This is a genomic window from Acidihalobacter sp. (assembly GCF_037381185.1).
Classification (GTDB): Bacteria; Pseudomonadota; Gammaproteobacteria; order DSM-5130; family Acidihalobacteraceae; genus Acidihalobacter_A.
Map to the genome: position 1 here is coordinate 1 of NZ_JARRQY010000001.1, position 16,946 is coordinate 16,946.

Below are 16,946 nucleotides of genomic sequence, written 5' to 3' on the forward strand. Positions count from 1 at the left end.
GCATCAGCGCCTCGACGCAGCAGACGGCGGGTGCGTCGCAGCAGACGGCGGCGGCGAGCGAGGAGCTGGCGCGCCTGGCGGCGCAGCTGCAGGGCCTGGTCGGGCAGTTCAAGGTGTAGCCTGCAGCAACGTTTGTCGCGGCCTCGCAATGTTCTAAAAACCGACCCTGTCGCCCTCGACGCGCATGCCTTCGTGGCGCAGCAGCCAGCGTTTGCGCTCGATGCCGCCGCCGTAGCCGGTGAGTGTGCCGTTGACGCCGATGACGCGATGACAGGGAACCACCATGGCGATGGGATTGGCGCCGTTGGCCAGGCCGACGGCGCGTACGGCTTTGGGCCGGCCGAGGCGCGAGGCCAGTTCCCCGTAGCTGAGCGTTTGTCCCGCGGGAATGTCCCGCAGGGCGCGCCAGACCTCGCGCTGGAAAGGCGTGCCGTTGGTGGCGACGGACTGCACGGCGTCGAGCGCGCCGAGGTCCCCGGCGAAATACGCGGTCAGGGCTTGGCCGGCCGGGCTTGGCGTGGTGGCCGGAACCAGCCGGTAGCCCTGCGCGCCGTAGTGACGGGTGAGCAGGCGTTGCAGCCGGTCGGGATGATCGGCGAATTCGACAACGCGCAAGCGGCCTTCGGCATCGGTGAGAATCAGCACTTCGCCGATCGGGCTGGTGAGGCGTTCGCTGTGCAGTACGAGTGCGTTCATGTCGGCGTGCTTGGGTAAGGTGTGGGATCGGGTTGCAGCCATAGGCGCAGAGCGGCATAGGCGCGCCACGGCCGCCATGCCTCGGCCCTGGCCAGGAGCTGGGCCGGCTTTGGGCGGCCCGCGGGCGTTTCCAGTGCGCGCAGCAGGCCGAGGTCGGAGGCGGGAAAGGCATCGGGTTCGCGCAGTGCGCGCATGGAGATGTACTGCGCCGTCCACGGACCGATTCCGGGCAATCCGACGAGCTTGGCGACGGTCTCTTCCAGGGTTTCGAACGGGCGCAGCAGCTGCGCGTCTTCCGTCATTGCCCGGCCCAGCTTGCGCAGCGTTTCGGCGCGCGAGCGCGTTAGCCCCATGCCGGTCAGGTCCGCCGCGGCCAGGGCCGATGGCGCGGGGAACAAGGTGTGTACGTCTTGCGGGGCGCCTGGCGGCTGCGTTGCGATCGCTTCGCCCAAGGCTGCGGCCAGTCGGCCGGCCAGCGTGGTGGCCGCGGCGACGCTGATCTGCTGGCCGAGAATGGCGCGAACGGCCAGCTCGAAGCCGTGCCAGGCGCCCGGTACGCGCAGGCCGGGGCGCTGCGCTACGCGTGCGGCGAACAATGGATCGGAGGCCAGGTGGGCGTCGATGGCGGTGATGTCGGCATCGAGGTCGAACAGCCTGCGCAGCCGTGCGACCACGCTGCCCAGTGTGGAGACGCTGCCGCCGTGGATGGTCGCCAGCAGGTGATGGGTCTGTGGCGGGTGGCGCACTTCAAGCACACCCTGGGAACCATTCAGGGAAAAGCTTCGGCGATAGCGTTGGTCGTCGACCGCTTCCACCCCGGGGATTGCGCGCAGGCGCAGGAAATCGAGCATGGCCGGCCAGTCGTAGGGTGGGCTGAACGGCAGCTTCAGCGTCACGCCGGCGGCGTCGTTACCCTCGGGCCGCAGGCCGCGGCGCAGCTCGCCGGGCGGGCGTCCGTAGGTTTGCTGCATGGCGGCGTTGAAACGGCGCACACTGCCGAATCCGGCCGCCACGGCGATGTCGGCCATGTTCAGTGAACTCTCCCCGAGAAGTTTCTTGGCGAACAGGATGCGATGCGCCTGGGCGACGGCGATGGGCGAGGCACCGACGTGGCGATCGAACAGGCGCCGCAGATGGCGCGCGCTCACGCCTAGCCGTTCGGCGAGACCGTCCACGCCGGTTTCGTTGAACGCGCCTTCCGAGATGAGATGAAGCGCGCGGGAAACCGTACTGGCCGTGCCGCGCCAGCCGGCGATGCCGGGCGTCAGCTCGGGACGGCAGCGCAGGCAGGGCCGCAGACCCATGCGATGGGCTGCCGCGGCGCTGGGTAGGAACACGCAGTTTTCGGGTTTCGGCGGAGTGGCGGGGCAGATCGGTCGGCAGTAGATTCCGGTCGATACGACGCCGGTGTAGAAAACACCGTCGAAACGGGCGTCGCGCGTGAGCAGCGCCCGGTAGCAGGCATCGTGGTCGAGGTCGGTATGCATGCGGGCAGTATAGAAGACCAGCAAGCCCCGGAATGGCTGTTTTCGGACCTTATGAAGGAACTGCCGCAGCTTCGGCCATCGTCAGGTATTGCCGCTGGATGAGTCGTTCCAGTTTTCCTTCACCGCTTCCATGACCACGTTGGTGGAGGTGCTGGAAACGTAAGGCAGGGTGGAGATCAGTTCGCCCAGGACGTGCCGGTAGCGGTGGATGTCGCGGGTCCGGACCTTGAGCAGATAGTCGAAGTGGCCGGCGATCATGTGGCATTCCTCGACTTCCTTGATTTGCTTCACTGCCGCGTTGAATCGCTTGAGCGCGTCTTCCTGGGTGTTGGTGAGCTTGACCTCGGCGAAGGCGACGTGTTCGAGCCCGATCTTGGCGGGATTCAGGACGGCTTTGAATCCATCGATATAGCCCTCGCGGACGAGGCGCTTGAAACGGACCTGGCAGGGGGTTTTCGATAGCCCGACGCGGGCGGCTAGGTCCGTGATCGAGATGCGTCCGTCCTCGGCAAGCGTGTCGAGGATTTTTGCATCGAACGAGTCAATTTCACTTTTATTTTGGAGTTTTGTGGGCATTTATATTAGATGTAATGTGAAAATAAAGTCATTATAGCTTTGATGCTTTTAATTAAGGTAAAAAAGACTTCGCCGCCTGATTTATTCTGGGCGCAAATCGGCGGGAGACGAGCTTTTGCGATGAACTTGGTTCTCCGGGCCGATAGGAGCCTGTTCGAAGGGCGCTGCAATAGCGTCTGAACCGCGATCGCAAGTCTCGCACCCTTCGGACGGTACGGCCGAGCGTATGCGCACCTGCCATGCTATGAGTATCTAAGGCGTGTCCACGGTTGCGTATCGAAATCCGCCAAGCCCATGGATTGCCGGGGCTTGCAGGGTTGTCGGCATTTGACGTTCCACAATCATCCGGCGGGCTTTCCCATGCAGAATCCACAGATCGATTCGATTTCCTCCGATACCGGCGTACGGCCTCCGTTTGCGCGCTTCGCGCCGCCGATCAGGCCGCAAAGCGAACTGCGTCAGGCCATTACGGCGGCGTATCGGCGTCCGGAGCCCGAGTGTCTGGAACCGCTGATCGAGGCGGCCAGCTTCGCCGAGCCCTTGAAGGAGAGCATTGCGGCAACCGCGCGTAAGCTGGTCACGGCGCTGCGCGCCAAGCACAGCGGCGGCGGCGGCGTTCAGGGTCTGGTGCAGGAGTATTCGCTGTCCAGCCAGGAAGGTGTGGCGTTGATGTGTCTTGCCGAGGCCTTGCTGCGCGTTCCAGATGCCGCGACGCGCGATGCGCTCATTCGGGACAAGATATCCACGGGAAATTGGAAATCGCATATCGGCGACGGGCGCTCGCTGTTCGTTAACGCTGCGACCTGGGGCCTGGTGGTGACTGGCAGGCTCACCGCAACGGTCAGCGAGCGCAATCTGCTGAGCGCTCTGACCCGCATCGTAGCCCGTTACGGCGAACCAGTCATTCGCAGCGCCGTGGATCGAGCGATGCGGATGATGGGCGAGCAGTTCGTCACCGGTCAGACGATAGGAGAGGCTCTAAAGCGCGCCCGTTCCCTGGAGGTTCGCGGGTATCGCTATTCGTACGACATGCTCGGGGAGGCCGCCATGACCGCAGCCGACGCGCAGCGCTATTACGACGACTACGAGCAGGCTATCCACGCTATTGGGCGTGCCTCCGACGGTAGGGGCGTCTACGAAGGTCCTGGCATCTCCATCAAGCTGTCGGCGTTGCATCCGCGCTACGTTCGCGCCCAGGCGGATCGAGTGATGGGCGAGCTGTTGCCCCGGGTCAAGGCGCTCGCGGTGCTGGCCGGACAGTACGACATCGGTCTCAATATCGATGCCGAGGAAGCCGACCGCCTGGAATTGTCTCTGGACCTGCTGGAGGAACTTTGCCTTGATCCTGACCTGAAGGACTGGAATGGCCTCGGTTTCGTGGTGCAGGCGTACGGCAAGCGCTGTCCGTATGTGCTCGACTATGTCATCGATCTGGCGCGGCGGGCGGGGCGTCGGATCATGCTGCGGCTGGTAAAGGGCGCGTATTGGGATGCGGAGATAAAGCGGGCCCAGGTGGACGGTCTGGAGGATTTTCCCGTTTATACCCGCAAGGTTCATACGGACGTCGCCTATATCGCCTGCGCCCGCAAGCTGTTGGGAGCGTTGGATGCGGTGTTCCCGCAGTTCGCGACGCACAACGCCCAGACGCTGGCCAGCATCTATCATCTGGCGGGGCCGGATTTCGAGCTTGGAGAATACGAGTTCCAGTGTCTGCACGGCATGGGTGAGCCGTTGTACGACGAGGTCGTTGGCAAGGGGAAGTTGGACCGGCCCTGCCGTATTTACGCGCCGGTTGGTACGCACGAAACCCTGTTGGCCTACCTGGTGCGCCGTCTGTTGGAGAACGGCGCGAATTCATCCTTCGTGAACTGCATTTCGGATTCGAAGGTGTCCGTTGATACGCTGATCGCGGATCCGGTGGAGACCGTCGAGGCGATGCCGTCGCCGGGAGCGCCGCACGAACTGATTTCCTCCCCGGCCTCCCTGTACGGAGAGGCGAGGGTGAATTCCAAAGGCATCGATCTTTCCAACGAAGCGGCGTTGGCCGATCTGTCGCAGACGCTTGCCGATAGCGCCGCCGCACAGTGGCACGCGCTTCCTATTCTCGCCGACGGTTCGACGGACGGCGTCACGCGTCCGATCCTCAATCCCGCCGATCATCGCGATCAGGTTGGCCAGGTGACCGAACTCAGGGCCGAGGACGCCGCAGGCGTGGTGAGGACCGCGGCCGACAGCGCGGCAAGCTGGGCGTCCGTGTCCCCGGCCGAGCGTGCCGCCTGCCTGGAGCGCGCGGCGGACATCATGCAGTCCCGCATCGGGACGCTGATGGGCATCGCCATGCGCGAGGCCGGCAAGTCGGCGGCGAATGCCGTCGGCGAGGTACGCGAAGCGATCGACATGCTGAGGTACTACGCGCAACAGGCGCGCGATACCCTGACCACCGGGCAGACTCCGCTTGGCCCGGTGGTGTGCATCAGCCCGTGGAATTTCCCTCTGGCCATCTTCACCGGGCAGGTGTCCGCGGCACTGGCAGCAGGCAATCCCGTGCTCGCGAAGCCCGCCGAGGAGACGCCTATCATCGCCTCCGAGGGCGTGAAGATCCTCCATGCCGCCGGTATCCCCAGGGGCGTTCTGCAGTTCGTGCCCGGTGACGGCAGCGTGGGCGCGGCGCTGGTCGGCGCGCAAGAGACCGCCGGCGTCATGTTCACCGGTTCCACCGAAGTGGCCAAGTTGATCCAGAAACAACTGGCCGCGCGCGTTTCCGACCAAGGCAAGCCGATTCCGCTGATTGCCGAAACCGGTGGCCAGAACGCCATGATCGTCGATTCCTCGGCATTGGCCGAGCAGGTCGTGGCCGACGTGATCGCTTCGGCGTTCGACAGCGCCGGCCAGCGCTGCTCGGCGCTGCGGGTGCTCTGCCTGCAGGAGGAGATCGCGGACAGGACCCTGCAGATGCTCAAGGGTGCGCTGCAAGAGCTGCGCCTTGGGTGCACCGATAGCCTCAACGTCGACATCGGGCCGGTCATCAGTGCGGAAGCCAAGGCGGACATCGAACGGCATATCGAGCGGATGCGTGGTCTTGGCAGGCCGGTCGAGCAGCTGACGCTGCCGGACGGCGCGCAGGAGGGTACGTTCGTCGCGCCGACCATCATCGAGTTGGAGGAGCTGTCCGACCTGCAACGGGAGGTGTTCGGTCCCGTCCTGCACGTCATCCGCTATCGCCGCAGCGAGGTCGATCGTTTGATCGACGATATCAACGCGTCCGGCTACGGCCTTACCTTCGGTTTGCATACCCGGCTCGACGAGACCATCGAGCATGTGACCGGCCGGGTCAAGGTCGGCAATCTCTACGTCAATCGAAACATCATCGGGGCCGTGGTCGGCGTGCAGCCTTTCGGTGGGCGCGGTCTGTCCGGCACCGGTCCGAAAGCCGGTGGCCCGCTCTACATCGGCCGTATCGTGCAACGTGCCCCTGTGGCGCCGCGGGACGAGACCGTCCAGGTGAATCCGCTCCTGACCGCATATGTTTCCTGGCTCGGCGGCAAGGGGGAGGGGGATGCAGCGAGGGCGGTGCGAGCCTGCTCCGATCGGTCCTCGCTCGGTCTCGAGAAGGAACTGCCAGGCCCGGTCGGCGAGCTGAATCTCTACGCATTGCATCCCCGCGGCCGGATTTTGCTGGTGCCACAGACCGAAGAGGGGCTGTACCGGCAACTCGCGGCCGTGCTGGCGACCGGTAATTCGGCTGTGATCGATGCCGGATCGGGTTTGGAAGCGGTTCTTTCGGGCTTGCCCGAGGCGGTACGCGGACGCGTGTCCTGGACGAAGGACTGGGAGCAGGACGGACCCTTCTCCGGCGCTCTGGTCGAAGGCGACGACGGGCAGGTCGTACAGGTCAGCAGCAGACTTGCGGAGCTGTCCGGTCCGTTGGTCCTGATGCAGGCGGCGACGACGCAGGAGCTGCTGCAGGACCCGCAGGCCTACTGCCTCAACTGGCTGCTGGAGGAAGTGGCCACTTCGATCAACACGGCGGCGGCCGGAGGCAATGCCAGTCTGATGGCGATCGGCTAGTCGACGAGCGGGGCGGAGCGCGCGCCTGCGCGCGTTCCGACTTGGCGGAATCGGTGCCGGCTACGCTGGGAGGCATAACGATGCACGATGCCGTGCGACCGGCTGCGGATCTCGATGTTATCCGGGAGTCTGACGTGTCACACGGACGTGTGATGACCCTGCGCGAAAACCGGCGATTCCTGATCGGACGATTCTCAGGGATGCTGAATTTTCGATAGAAATGGTGCCGAGGAGAGGACTTGAACCTCCACGGGGTTTCCCCCACTAGCACCTGAAGCTAGCGCGTCTACCAATTCCGCCACCTCGGCATTGCGGGGCTGGCCCGCAACAGGAGGCGCAATTTACAGCGCGCTTTCGTGCTTGTCAATGCATTATGATGGTGTTTTGGCTTCATTGGCGTTTCCCTGCGCGGGAGCGCTTGATTTTCAAGGCGTGTCGGTTCGGGAACGGACCTTCGCGTCGCATTCAGGATATCTATGAGCAAACGCAAATCACGCAACAAGCCTCCCGTTGATCCTCATGCTGATCGCGAGGCGGCGAAGTACGAACGTCCGATTCCGAGCCGCGAACTGATCCTGCAGCTGCTGGACGCCGCCGACGGCCCGATGCGCTTCGACGCGCTCGCCGGCGCGTTGAAGCTTTCCGAGCCGGTGGACGTGGATGCGTTGGATCGGCGTCTACGCGCTATGCAGCGCGACGGACAACTGGTGCGCAACCGCAACGGCGCTTTCCTGCCGGTGTCGGAGAAGGGATTGATCCGCGGTAGGGTGATCGCGCATCCGGATGGTTTCGGCTTCCTGGCGCCGGACGAGGGGGGAGACGACGTCTTCCTCGCGCCGCGGCAGATGCGCGGGTTGTTCCACGGCGATCGCGCGGTGGTGCGGGTCATGGGGCTGGATCACCGCGGCCGGCCGGAAGGCGCAGTGATCGAGGTGCTGGAGCGTAATACGCACCAGATAGTCGGACGCTTCGTGGATGAACGTGGCGTGAGCTACGTGTCGCCGGACAACAAGCGCCTTCCGCTCGACGTGCTGATTCCGCCGGAGGAGTCCAACGGCGCACGCTCCGGCCAGATCGTGTTGGCCGCGATCACCGAGCAGCCGACCAAGCACAAGCAGCCGATCGGCCGCGTGGTCGAGGTGCTGGGAGAGCACATGGACCCTGGCATGGAAATCGACATCGCGCTGCGCAGCTACGAACTGCCGTTCGAATGGTCGGGCGAGGTCGAGGCCGAGGCGCAGAGGTTTGGCGCAGAGGTGGCCGAGGACGCCAAGCACGATCGAATCGACCTGCGTGACTTGCCCTTGGTGACCATCGACGGCGAAGACGCGCGTGATTTCGACGATGCGGTCTACTGCGAGCCGCTGGACGACGGTGGCTGGCGTCTGTTGGTGGCGATCGCCGATGTGAGTCATTACGTGCAGCCGGACAGCGCGCTGGACGTCGAGGCGCGCCGCCGCGGGACCTCGGTGTATTTTCCGGGGCAGGTGATTCCGATGTTGCCAGAGGCCCTGTCCAACGGACTGTGCTCGCTCAACCCGCAGGTCGATCGTCTGGCGCTGGTGGCCGATATGACGGTGTCCAAGGGTGGCGCTCTCAAGAGTCATGAATTCTATCCGGCAGTGATACGCTCGGCGGCGCGCCTGACCTATACCGAGGTCGCCAGGATCGTGGTCGACCGGACGGGTGAGGATCGTTCGCGGCGCGAGGCGCTGCTGCCGCATCTCGATGCGCTGTATGAGCTTTTCAAGGCCCTGTCGCGCGCCCGGCGCAAGCGCGGAGCGATCGATTTCGAGACCCAGGAGACGCGCATCCTGTTCGGCGAGGGGCGCAAGATCGAGCGCATCGTGCCGACGGTGCGCAACGACGCGCACCGCATCATCGAGGAATGCATGATCGTCGCCAACGTGGCCGCCGCACGTCTGCTGGGGCGGCGCAAGATGCCCACGCTGTACCGCATCCACGAAGGGCCGTCGGTCGAGCGGCTGGAAAAGCTGCATGCGTTCCTGGCCGGCGTCGGCCTCAGCCTGGGTGGCGGCGATACGCCTACGCCCAAGGATTACGCTGTGCTGCTGCGTCAGATCCAGGGACGTCCGGACACCGAGCTGGTGCAGACCATGTTGCTGCGTTCGCTGCAGCAGGCGGTCTATGCGCCGGACAACAGCGGTCACTTCGGGCTTGCTCATCCAGCTTACGCGCACTTCACCTCGCCGATCCGGCGCTACCCCGACCTGTTGGTGCATCGCGGCATCTATCACGTGCTCAGCGGCAAGAAGCCGGGCACCTTCCGTTTCAGCCATGGCGACATGGTGACGCTGGGCGAGCATTGCTCGATGACCGAGCGGCGCGCCGACGAGGCCGTGCGCGACGTGGTCGACTGGCTCAAGTGCGAGTACATGCAGGACAAGGTCGGGGAGGTGTTCGACGGACTGGTCAGTACGGTGACGAGCTTCGGTCTGTTCGTGCAGCTCAAGGACGTCTACGTCGAGGGGCTGATACACGTTACCGCGCTGAGCAACGACTACTATCAGTTCGATCCGGTGACGCAGTGCCTGCGCGGGGAACGCAGCGGGCGCATGTATCGTCTGGGCGATCCGGTGCAGGTGCGGGTGGCGCGCGTCGATCTCGACGAGCGCAAGATCGATTTTATGCCCGAATCCGCAGCGCAGGAAGCGGCGAAGGTTGCCGAGGCACCGCGCTCCAGGCACCGACGCAAGCCGCGGCGCAAGAGCCGGTGAGCCGGGAGGCGCGCGACGACGCGTTGGTGCACGGCATCAATGCGGTCGAGTCGGTGTTGACGCATGGCCCGGAGCGGGTGCTGACGCTGTGGGTCGATGCGGGGCGGGACGACCGTCGTCTGGGCGCTTTGGTCAAGCAGGCCAAGACGCTGGGCATATCGGTGCAGCCGACGTCGCGCAAGGCGTTGGACAGGCGCGTGCCGGACGGGCGTCATCAAGGCGTGGTGGCCGACTACCGTCCGCCGCCGCCGCTTGGCGAGGTAGAGTTGCTCGATCGGGTCGAGGCTGCGACGGCGCCGCTGCTGCTGGTGCTCGATGGCGTTACCGACCCTCACAACCTGGGTGCCTGCATGCGCACGGCCGCTGCCGTGGGCGCGCTGGCAGTAGTGGCACCGCGCGACCGGGCGGCCTCGCTGACGCCGGCTGCACGCAAGGCGGCCTCCGGCGCTGCCGAGGCGGTTCCGTTCGTGGCGGTAACCAATCTCGTGCGCACGCTGGCGTCGCTCAAGCAGCTTGGCATTTGGGTGATCGGCACCGCCGGAGACGCAGAGCAGGATCTTTACGCGCAGGATTTGCGCGGTTCGACGGCGCTGGTGTTGGGAGCCGAGGGATCCGGGATGCGGCGATTGACTGCTGAAGCCTGCGACGCGCTGGTGCGAATTCCGATCGAGCCGGCGATGGAGAGTCTGAACGTTTCGGTCGCTGCGGGGGTTTGTCTGTTCGAGGCGGTGAGGCAGCGGCGGGTGTAGTTTCCGCTGTTTGTCCTCTTTTGTGCGGGCTTTCCCGGTCGAAGTCCTCAAACAGTTGAATGTCTACCGGCAAGCCCGTAGAATTGCGCGCCTTTTACCGGGTAATCGGCTTGATCGCCGGTAGCCCTCTCCTTGCTTCACCGCCGTTCGTCGGCGGGAGGCTTTATATCCGAAAGGAGTTGTCAACGTGCGTCACTACGAAGTGGTGTTTCTGGTCCACCCTGACCAGAGCGAACAGGTGCCGGCCATGGTCGAGCGCTACCGCAGCATGATCGAAGGCGATGGCGGCAAGGTGCATCGTTTCGAGGACTGGGGGCGTCGCCAGCTGGCTTACCCTATCAACAAGGTGCACAAGGCTCACTACGTGCTCATGAATATCGAGTGCGGCGAGCCTGCTCTGGAAGAGCTGGAAACGGCGTTCCGTTTCAACGACGCGGTGTTGCGCAACATGATCATGCGCACCAAGAAGGCCGAGACCGAGCCTTCTCCGCTGGCCAAGTCCAAGGATGAAGGCGACAGCGGCGAGTCCGCCGGCGAACGCCGCGGTGGGCCGCGCTCCGAGGAAGCCTCGGCCAGCGCCGCTTCGTCCGAGGAAGAGTGAACATCACCCGCTCATTTCAGAGGTAAGACATCATGTCCCGTTTCTTTCGTCGTCGCCGTTACTGCCGTTTCACCGCCGAAGGCGTTGAGCAGATCGATTACAAGGATCTCGCCACGCTCAAGGGTTACATCACCGAGACCGGCAAGATCGTGCCCAGCCGCGTGACCGGCACCAGCGCCCGCTACCAGCGTCAGCTGGCGCAGGCGGTCAAGCGCGCACGCTATCTCGCGCTGCTGCCGTATACCGATCAGCACTAATCGTTGAGCCCGGTTCTGCGGGCGCAAGCACTATGCGCAAGATAGCGGCCTTCATAATGGCGGGGCGGCTGCAGGCGGTGACCGTGGCCGTCCTCCTCTCCATCCTGAGCATGGTGGTGCCGCCTTTGACCCTGCTGAGCGGTTCAGCCGTGGCGCTGGTGGCGTTGCGCAAGGGGGGCACGCAGGCGCTGTTGGTCACGGGTTGGGGGACGGCGTTGCTCGCAATGCTGTCTCTGGGGCTGCTTGGACAGCTGCAGTTTGGTCTGTTCTACGGTCTGGCGCAGTGGTTGCCGGTGCTCGCCTTCGCGCTGTTACTGCGGCGCACGGCATCTTGGGCGTTGGTGATGCAGGCGTTGGGGGTGGTTGGCGTCGTCGGGGTGTTGGCGGTCCATGTGCGGTATCCCAACATTGCGCAGTTTTGGCACAGTGTGCTGCAAGAGTCCCTACAGGATACATTGCAGCGGGTGGGGATGAATGCGGATCAGGCGGCTACTGCGATCAAGCATATGGCGCAGTATTTCACCGGCATTTTTGCCATCTCACTTGTGCTCAGCATCAGCATGAGTCTGGTGCTTGCCAGGGCCTGGCAGGCGATGCTTTACAACCCTGGTGGTTTCCGCGCGGAGTTCACCCGGTGGCGTATGAGTCCTTTACTGGCCGGAGCGATGCTGGTCGTGGCGGCGGTTGCGTTGCTGTCGCGCAATACGCTGCTGGTGGAGCTGATGATCGTGGGGCTGGTGCCCTTTCTGATGCAGGCGCTGGGACTGGTGCACGGGTTGGTGAAGCGGGCCGGGCTCAACGTGGGTTGGTTGGTTGGGCTGTACGCCCTGTTGCTGTTCGCGATGCTGCAGATGGCGGCCTTGTTGGCTGCCGTGGGTATTGCGGACTGTTTCGTGGATATTCGGAGTCGTTTGGCCAAGCGTTCGTGAGGCGGGTGCGGCGGCTGTCACTATTGATTGAAGGGTAGGTATCATGGAAATCATCCTGCTGGAAAAAGTGGAAAATCTGGGCGGTTTGGGCGACAAGATTCGCGTCAAGCCCGGTTATGCGCGTAACTTCCTGATCCCTCAGGGCAAGGCGAAGTACGCTACGTCGGCGAACATCGCCGAGTTCGAGGCCAAGCGCGCGGAACTCGAGAAGGCCGCGGGCGAGGCACTGAGCGCAGCGCAGGCGCGTGCCGCGCAGCTCGAGGGGCTCGAAGTCGAGCTGAGCGCGCACGCCGGCAGCGAAGGCAAGCTGTTCGGTTCGATCGGCACGCAGGACATCGCCGATGCCGTGACCGCGGCCGGCGTCGAGTTGGAGCGCCGCGAAGTTCGTCTGCCCGAAGGCGCTATCCGCCAGACCGGCGAATACGAGATCGCGCTGCATCTGCACAGCGACGTCAACGCCACGATCAAGCTTGTGGTGAAGGCCGAGAACGTGGAATGATCGACATCGGCGTTCAGCCGATGTAGGTATCCAGCCGGGCGCCGAGGAGGCGTTCCGGCACCAGCCGCCGCGACGTTCTGAACGGGACGGCGCGGCGCGGTCGTTCCCGGAACGGCCGTCCGGTGCTTGCCGTGATCGGCACAGGGCGGGCGCCGGGTCTTTATTCGTTGGTCTGTGTCGCACGTGGGCGTATGGTCGAAATCGTTTCCAGGGCACAACAACGCGGCGGCGCTCCGTCGCCCGAATCCCTGCGGATCCCCCCGCACTCCGTGGAAGCCGAGCAGGCGGTGCTCGGCGGTCTCATGCTGGACAATTCCACCTGGGACCAGGTCGCTGACCGTATCACCGATACGGACTTCTACCGCCATGACCACAAGCTGATCTTCCGCGCCATCGAGCGCCTGGCCGAAGAAGGGCACCCGCTCGACGTGGTGACGCTGTCCGAGGCTTTGGCGCGCGAGGGCGAGCTGGAGCATGCCGGCGGTCTCGCCTATCTGGGCGCGCTGGCCAAGGAAACTCCAAGCGCGGCGAACATCCGCGCCTATGCGGATATCGTGCGCGAGCGCTCCGTGCTGCGCCAGCTGATCAGCGTCGGCACGCGCATTGCCGACAACGCCTTCAATCCGAACGGGCGCGATTCCAAGGATATCCTCGACGACGCGGAAAAGGCGGTGTTCGAGATCGCCGAGCAGGGCGCGCGCGGTCGTGCCGGCTTCGTCAGCATCAAGTCGCTGCTGCGTCCGGCGCTGGATCGCATCGAGATGCTCAACGAGCGCGACGATGCGGTGACTGGTCTTGCGACCGGCTACGACGAGCTGGACGAGCGCACATCGGGCTTGCAGCCGGGCGATCTGGTGATTGTCGCGGGGCGTCCGTCGATGGGTAAGACCACTTTCTCCATGAATATCGCCGAATACGGCGCGGTCAAGCAGCGCAGTCCGGTGGCGGTGTTCAGCATGGAAATGCCCGGCGAGCAGTTGACCATGCGCCTGCTGTCCTCGCTCGGACGCATCGACCAGCATCGTCTGCGTACCGGCAAGCTCGACGAGCACGACTGGCCGCGCCTGACCAGCGCGGTGCAGATGCTCAACGAGGTACCGATCTTCGTCGACGATACGCCGGCGCTGACGCCGACCGAACTGCGTGCCCGCGCGCGCCGACTCAAGCGCGAGCACGGTCTCGGCCTGATCGTGATCGACTACCTGCAGCTGATGCAGGTGTCTGGGTCAAGCGAGAACCGCGCGACTGAAATTTCCGAGATCTCGCGCTCGCTCAAGGCCTTGGCCAAGGAGCTGTCGGTGCCGGTGATCGCGCTGTCGCAGCTCAACCGCAGCCTCGAGCAGCGTCCCAACAAGCGGCCCGTGATGTCCGATCTGCGCGAGTCGGGGGCTATCGAGCAGGACGCGGATCTCATCATGTTCATCTACCGTGACGAGGTTTACAACGAGGACAGTACGGACAAGGGCACCGCGGAGATCATCATCGCCAAACAGCGTAACGGACCGATCGGCACCGTGCGCCTGACCTTCCTCGGCCAGTTCACCCGTTTCGAGAACCATGTGTCGGACGTCTATGCAGACGGGGGCGGCTTCGAGTGAGACGGGCAGCCAGCGCATACATCGACCTCGCGGCGCTGGGACATAACCTCACGCAGGCACGTCGCAGCGCACCGCACAGCCGCGTCGTGGCCATGGTCAAGGCGGACGCCTATGGACACGGCCTGCTCAATGTCGCCGCTTATCTGGCGGGCCGCGCGGACGCTCTTGGCGTCGCCTGCGTTCCCGAAGCGCTGGCGTTGCGCGAGGCGGGTATCCCGGGGCGGATTCTGGTGACGCAGGGCTTCAAGAACGAGGATGAACTGCAGGCGGCTTCGAGTCAGGAACTCGATGTCGTCGTGCACGAAGCTCATCAGCTCGCACTGCTCGAGAACGCGAATTCGCGTCGTCTGCCCGGTTTGTGGATCAAAGTGGACTCCGGCATGCATCGCCTGGGTTTCGTGCCCGAACGGTTGCCGCAGGTGCATGCCGCGCTGATGAAACTGAATGGTCTGCCGAGGCCGCCCGGCTTCGTGACCCACTTTGCCTGTGCCGACGAACCTGGGCACCCGCTGTCCGCCACACAACTGCAGCGTTTCGACTCGGCGGTCGCCGAGTTGGAGGGCGAGCACAGCATGGCCAATTCCGCTGCCGTGCTGTCGCTGCCGACCGCACACCGTGACTGGGTACGCCCCGGCATCATGCTCTACGGCAGTTCGCCGTTGCTGCAGACAAGCGCGGCGGAGCTAGATCTGCGCCCGGTAATGAGCCTGCGTGCGCCGCTGATCGCGATCAACCGGCATCGCCGCGGCGAAAGCGTGGGTTACGGTGCGACCTTCACGTGTCCGGAGGACATGCCGGTTGGCGTCGTCGCGATCGGCTATGGCGACGGCTATCCCCGCCATGCGGGCACTGGTACCCCCGTGGCGGTAAACGGCGTGCGTGCAGTCCTCGCCGGCCGTGTTTCCATGGACATGCTGACAGTCGATTTGCGCGAGGTGGGAGCGCAGGTGGGCGATGAGGTGGAGTTTTGGGGGAGAAGCGTCGCTGTGGACGAAGTCGCGCGCCATGCGCAGACCATCAGCTACGAGTTGCTGTGCAATGCAGGGAGTCGGAGTCCGAAGGTTTATTTGTGATAAGCCCTCGTTTTGTAGCATGAATTTATTTGATTGACAGATAAGTCAAAGATGTTTGACATTTTCCGGGCTGCGCGTAGGCTTGCTCGCACTGGGGAAATTCCAGATATATCATAATATTAGCATAATCCAATACTTCGAATACCGGAGGACACCTGGATGAAACAGATCGTGAAGCGTTCGCTCCTGGCAGCATCCGTCGCTGCAGCCATCGGCGCGATGGGTAGCGCACATGCCACCAACGGCTACGAATTGATCGGTATCGGAAGCTATCAGATGGGGATGGCGGGAGCGGTGGTTTCCGCGCCCGGTTCGGCCATGACCGCCATCACCAACCCGGCCGGTCTTACCGAGATCACCCCGCAGGCCGACTTCAGCATGGAAGCGTTCATGCCGGAGCGGAACATCAATTTCAACGCGACCGGCGGCGGCAAGTCCAAGAGCAACACCGACATGTATGGCATTCCGGCACTGGGCTGGTCTGCGCCGACCTCCGACGGCTCCAATGTGTACTTCGGTGGTGGCATGTACGGCACCTCCGGTATGGGCGTGGATTATCCGCAGACGCTTTACGGCCCCAATCCCTCGGCGATGGGCGGCGGCACCAACTATTTCCGTGGCTACAGCAACCTATCGCTTTGGCAGATGGCTCCTGCCCTCGCTTGGAAGGTCAACAACAAGCTGAGCCTGGGCGCCGCGCTGGATATAGGCTACATGTCGGCTTCGTTCCAGCAGCAGATTTATAACAGTGGAATGGGGGTCATCAACGGCGTCAACATGTCGCGTTCGGCCAGCGCTTTCGCGCTTGGTGCCACCTTGGGCATGTTGTACAAGATCAATCCTATGTGGACTGTTGGCGCGTCCTACACCAGCGAACAGACTTACAAGCTTAAGTACAACCTCGCTTCCGGCGACATCGTGGCGGGTGGTTCGTCGTATCCGGGCGGGCAGTACACCCTGACCATGAAGACCCCGCAGATGGCGGCGATTGGCGTGACCATGCACGCCACACCCGCGCTGTCCATCTCCGGCCAGGTTAAGTACATCGGCTGGAAGGACGTGATGGACAAGCTCAGCATCACGGGCCCGAAGGACTACAGCGGCTTTATGCCGAAGTGGAAGGATCAGACCGTCTATGCGATTGCGGCCAACTACATGGTGACGCCCGCTCTGCAGGTGCGTGCCGGCTACAACTACGGCAAGTCGCCGATTGAGGGCCACGCGATCGGTTACAACATGATCCTGCCGGCGGTGGTCGAGAGTCATTACACGGCCGGGTTCGACTACCAGCTCAACAACCACTGGAAGCTCGGTGGTGCCTTCATGTATGCGCCGAAGAAGACCTACACGGCGCCGATGACGACGTCTTCGACCGATCCGAACAAGGGTCAGAAGATCGACCTGAGCGAAACGGCCGTGTCCTTCAACATCGGCTACAAGTTCTGAGCCGATGTCGATGGGTAATTTCGTTTCCATCTGAAGCGATCCATCTCAAAAGGGGCCATGGAGACATAGCCCCTTTTGCTGTCTGCCGAAAAAGCGCACGTCACGATGCGCATTGACTACATAACGCGACGGTAACTACGAGGAGTCCACAAATATGACGATTCGCAAACTCCTGCAATTTGTTGTGCTGGGTTTCGGCCTGGCATTCATGGGTGGGGCGCAGGCCGCC

12 protein-coding genes, 1 tRNA gene and 1 pseudogene are annotated in these 16,946 nt (G+C 63.7%); 10 read left to right on the forward strand and 4 right to left on the reverse strand.

What is annotated here, in order from left to right:
- Positions 1-153 precede the first annotated feature (153 nt).
- The 3 genes from ogt to P8014_RS00015 all read right to left on the reverse strand — a co-directional run bounded on the left by ogt (position 154) and on the right by P8014_RS00015 (position 2,759).
- Entirely contained in the window at positions 154-696 is a 543-nt protein-coding gene (gene ogt / locus P8014_RS00005; RefSeq protein WP_337815249.1) for a methylated-DNA--[protein]-cysteine S-methyltransferase, read from the reverse strand.
- Entirely contained in the window at positions 693-2,183 is a 1,491-nt protein-coding gene (locus tag P8014_RS00010) for an AlkA N-terminal domain-containing protein (protein ID WP_337815250.1), read from the reverse strand. Before P8014_RS00010 ends, ogt begins: the two co-directional genes overlap by 4 nt.
- 81 nt (positions 2,184-2,264) lie before the next feature.
- On the reverse strand, positions 2,265-2,759 hold the full coding sequence (locus tag P8014_RS00015) for an Lrp/AsnC ligand binding domain-containing protein (RefSeq protein ID WP_337815251.1): 495 nt from the start codon (positions 2,757-2,759) through the stop codon (positions 2,265-2,267).
- A gap of 360 nt (positions 2,760-3,119) precedes the next feature.
- Here P8014_RS00015 and putA point away from each other — a divergent pair, with 360 nt between their 5' ends.
- Positions 3,120-6,827: a trifunctional transcriptional regulator/proline dehydrogenase/L-glutamate gamma-semialdehyde dehydrogenase gene (gene putA, locus P8014_RS00020; protein WP_337815252.1), complete on the forward strand. Its 3,708-nt coding sequence runs from the start codon at positions 3,120-3,122 to the stop codon at positions 6,825-6,827.
- 221 nt (positions 6,828-7,048) lie between these two features.
- On the opposite strand, the gene P8014_RS00025 is transcribed toward putA, so the two are convergent.
- Positions 7,049-7,135, reverse strand: a tRNA-Leu gene (locus P8014_RS00025).
- 168 nt (positions 7,136-7,303) lie between these two features.
- On the opposite strand from P8014_RS00025, the pseudogene rnr reads away from it, so the two are divergent.
- From rnr to P8014_RS00070, 9 genes and pseudogenes are all read left to right on the forward strand, one after another.
- Positions 7,304-9,472 (forward strand): annotated as a pseudogene (rnr, locus tag P8014_RS00030) (ribonuclease R); the annotation flags it as partial.
- A gap of 89 nt (positions 9,473-9,561) precedes the next feature.
- Complete coding sequence (gene rlmB / locus P8014_RS00035) at positions 9,562-10,314, forward strand: 23S rRNA (guanosine(2251)-2'-O)-methyltransferase RlmB (RefSeq protein WP_337815253.1); 753 nt, start codon at positions 9,562-9,564, stop codon at positions 10,312-10,314.
- A gap of 187 nt (positions 10,315-10,501) precedes the next feature.
- Positions 10,502-10,915 carry a 30S ribosomal protein S6 gene (gene rpsF / locus P8014_RS00040; protein WP_337815254.1) on the forward strand — a complete coding sequence of 138 codons (414 nt, stop codon included), beginning with the start codon at positions 10,502-10,504 and terminating at the stop codon, positions 10,913-10,915.
- A gap of 32 nt (positions 10,916-10,947) precedes the next feature.
- Positions 10,948-11,172: a 30S ribosomal protein S18 gene (gene rpsR, locus P8014_RS00045; protein WP_337815255.1), complete on the forward strand. Its 225-nt coding sequence runs from the start codon at positions 10,948-10,950 to the stop codon at positions 11,170-11,172.
- A 32-nt stretch (positions 11,173-11,204) separates the two neighbouring features.
- Positions 11,205-12,101 (forward strand): DUF2232 domain-containing protein, encoded by an 897-nt coding sequence (locus tag P8014_RS00050; protein WP_337815256.1) that lies wholly within the window; start codon positions 11,205-11,207, stop codon positions 12,099-12,101.
- A gap of 43 nt (positions 12,102-12,144) precedes the next feature.
- Positions 12,145-12,600 (forward strand): 50S ribosomal protein L9, encoded by a 456-nt coding sequence (rplI, locus tag P8014_RS00055; RefSeq protein WP_337815257.1) that lies wholly within the window; start codon positions 12,145-12,147, stop codon positions 12,598-12,600.
- A gap of 191 nt (positions 12,601-12,791) precedes the next feature.
- A complete protein-coding gene (dnaB, locus tag P8014_RS00060; RefSeq protein ID WP_337815258.1) occupies positions 12,792-14,198 on the forward strand; it encodes a replicative DNA helicase in 1,407 nt (468 codons plus the stop codon).
- Complete coding sequence (alr, locus tag P8014_RS00065; protein WP_337815259.1) at positions 14,195-15,271, forward strand: alanine racemase; 1,077 nt, start codon at positions 14,195-14,197, stop codon at positions 15,269-15,271. The genes dnaB and alr overlap by 4 nt, the downstream gene beginning before the upstream one ends.
- Positions 15,272-15,430: 159 nt before the next feature.
- Positions 15,431-16,717: an outer membrane protein transport protein gene (locus P8014_RS00070; protein ID WP_337815260.1), complete on the forward strand. Its 1,287-nt coding sequence runs from the start codon at positions 15,431-15,433 to the stop codon at positions 16,715-16,717.
- Positions 16,718-16,946 lie beyond the last annotated feature (229 nt).